2 tRNA genes and 2 rRNA genes (1 of these 4 cut by a window edge) are annotated in these 2500 nt (G+C 43.9%); all 4 read right to left on the bottom strand.

What is annotated here, in order from left to right:
- Positions 1-125 (bottom strand): 23S ribosomal RNA (locus tag ABD011_RS15680); it reaches 2691 nt to the left of the window's first position.
- A gap of 127 nt (positions 126-252) precedes the next feature.
- A tRNA-Ala gene (locus tag ABD011_RS15675) sits at positions 253-326 on the bottom strand.
- 80 nt (positions 327-406) lie between these two features.
- Positions 407-480: transfer RNA gene (locus tag ABD011_RS15670), tRNA-Ile, on the bottom strand.
- An 83-nt stretch (positions 481-563) separates the two neighbouring features.
- A 16S ribosomal RNA gene (locus tag ABD011_RS15665) occupies positions 564-2089 on the bottom strand.
- Together the 16S and 23S rRNA genes with 2 tRNA genes alongside form the textbook arrangement of a ribosomal RNA operon.
- Between the last annotated feature and the right edge of the window lie 411 nt (positions 2090-2500).

Genomic DNA, 2500 nt, shown 5'->3' with positions numbered 1-2500 from the left:
GCCCCATTCGGATATCTGCGGATCAATTTGTATGTGCCAATCCCCGCAGCTTTTCGCAGCTTATCACGTCCTTCATCGCCTCTGAGAGCCTAGGCATTCCCCATACGCTCTTATTTAGCTTATTGTACTTTTTGTCTTTTTAATGAGTTACAATTATTGCTCGTTACAATAATTTAATTTTATTAAATATTTCTATCTAATTTTCATGTATCTTTTTCAATATGTCAATGAACTTTTTAGCTTTCGCTATTGTGGAGAATATCGGAGTCGAACCGATGACCTCCTGCGTGCAAGGCAGGCGCTCTAGCCAGCTGAGCTAATCCCCCATATACTAGTCGTTAGTACATAGTAGTTAGTAGTTAGACTATAACCACTACTCAACTTCCAGAATTTCCTATTAATTTAGTAGTCTCAGGCAGACTCGAACTGCCGACCTCTACATTATCAGTGTAGCGCTCTAACCAGCTGAGCTATGAGACTCTACTATAATAGATCATTTAAATTAACAGCAAAAGAACAGACTATTCCTTTTTTGAACTTCCTTATTAGTCGTCTTTCTCTAGAAAGGAGGTGTTCCAGCCGCACCTTCCGGTACGGCTACCTTGTTACGACTTAGCCCTAGTTACTAATTTTACCCTAGGCCGCTCCTTGCGGTGACGGACTTCAGGCACTCCCAGCTTCCATGGCTTGACGGGCGGTGTGTACAAGGCCCGGGAACGTATTCACCGGATCATGGCTGATATCCGATTACTAGCGATTCCAGCTTCACGGAGTCGAGTTGCAGACTCCGATCCGAACTGTGATAGGTTTTTAGGATTCGCTCCTGCTCACGCAGTGGCTGCCCTCTGTACCTACCATTGTAGCACGTGTGTAGCCCAGGACGTAAGGGCCGTGATGATTTGACGTCATCCCCACCTTCCTCACGGTTTGCACCGGCAGTCTTGCTAGAGTTCCCGACATTACTCGCTGGCAACTAACAACAGGGGTTGCGCTCGTTATAGGACTTAACCTGACACCTCACGGCACGAGCTGACGACAACCATGCAGCACCTTGTAAGTAGTCCGAAGAAAGATCTATCTCTAAATCATGCAACTTACATTTAAGCCCTGGTAAGGTTCCTCGCGTATCATCGAATTAAACCACATGCTCCACCGCTTGTGCGGGCCCCCGTCAATTCCTTTGAGTTTCATTCTTGCGAACGTACTCCCCAGGTGGGTCACTTATCACTTTCGCTTAGCCACTCAGACCGAAATCCGAACAGCTAGTGACCATCGTTTACGGCGTGGACTACCAGGGTATCTAATCCTGTTCGCTCCCCACGCTTTCGTCCATCAGTGTCAGTACATTATTAGTGATCTGCCTTCGCAATTGGTATTCTATGTAATATCTATGCATTTCACCGCTACACTACATATTCTAACCACTTCATAATGACTCAAGATAACCAGTATCAAAGGCAATTCTACAGTTGAGCTGCAGGATTTCACCTCTGACTTAATTATCCACCTACGGACCCTTTAAACCCAATGATTCCGGATAACGCTTGGATCCTCCGTATTACCGCGGCTGCTGGCACGGAGTTAGCCGATCCTTATTCTTACGGTACCGTCAAGCTCCCTCACGAGGGAGTGTTTCTTCCCGTATAAAAGCAGTTTACAACCCATAGGGCAGTCTTCCTGCACGCGGCATGGCTGGATCAGGCTTGCGCCCATTGTCCAATATTCCTCACTGCTGCCTCCCGTAGGAGTCTGGTCCGTGTCTCAGTACCAGTGTGGGGGATCCCCCTCTCAGGGCCCCTACCTATCGTTGCCATGGTGTGCCGTTACCACACCATCTAGCTAATAGGACGCATGCTCATCTTTTACCGATAAATCTTTAATCAAATGCCGATGCCGACTCTTGATACTATGGGATATTAATCCAAATTTCTCTGGGCTATCCCCCTGTAAAAGGTAGATTGCATACGCGTTACGCACCCGTGCGCCACTCGTCATCAGAAAAGCAAGCTTTTCTATGTTACCGTTCGACTTGCATGTGTTAGGCCTGCCGCTAGCGTTCATCCTGAGCCAGGATCAAACTCTTCATCGTTAAATCTTAAATATTATTTAACAACTAATATGGAATTTTATTCAGTACTCAAAATGGTCTATTCTTTTGTTTAATTAACATCGTTTCCAATGCTAATTTTACGCTGTCAATTCAATATGTTAATGAACTTTTATCTTCTCTTCTAAACCGTCTTATCGGTTAAGCGGGTGCAAATATAAAACCCTTTTTTTTATCCCACAATCTTTTTTGATTTTTTTTTGAAAATTTTTTCGAAACATTTCAAAACCCTTTTCTTAATCAGTATTTCTTGTGAACTTTTTGCCTCAACGTTCCCGTTTTTAGCGGCTGCAAATATACAACCTATTTTTTCTTTATCGCAAACTTTTTTTTACTTTTTTTTAATGTTTTTCTTGAAAAATTTCGCCCAACCTATAAACCAATACTTTACAT

Source organism: Gaetbulibacter jejuensis (assembly GCF_039524015.1).
Classification (GTDB): domain Bacteria; phylum Bacteroidota; class Bacteroidia; order Flavobacteriales; family Flavobacteriaceae; genus Gaetbulibacter_B; species Gaetbulibacter_B jejuensis.
The sequence above is the reverse complement of the archived record's forward strand: the minus strand, read 5'-3'. Positions and strand labels throughout refer to the sequence as shown.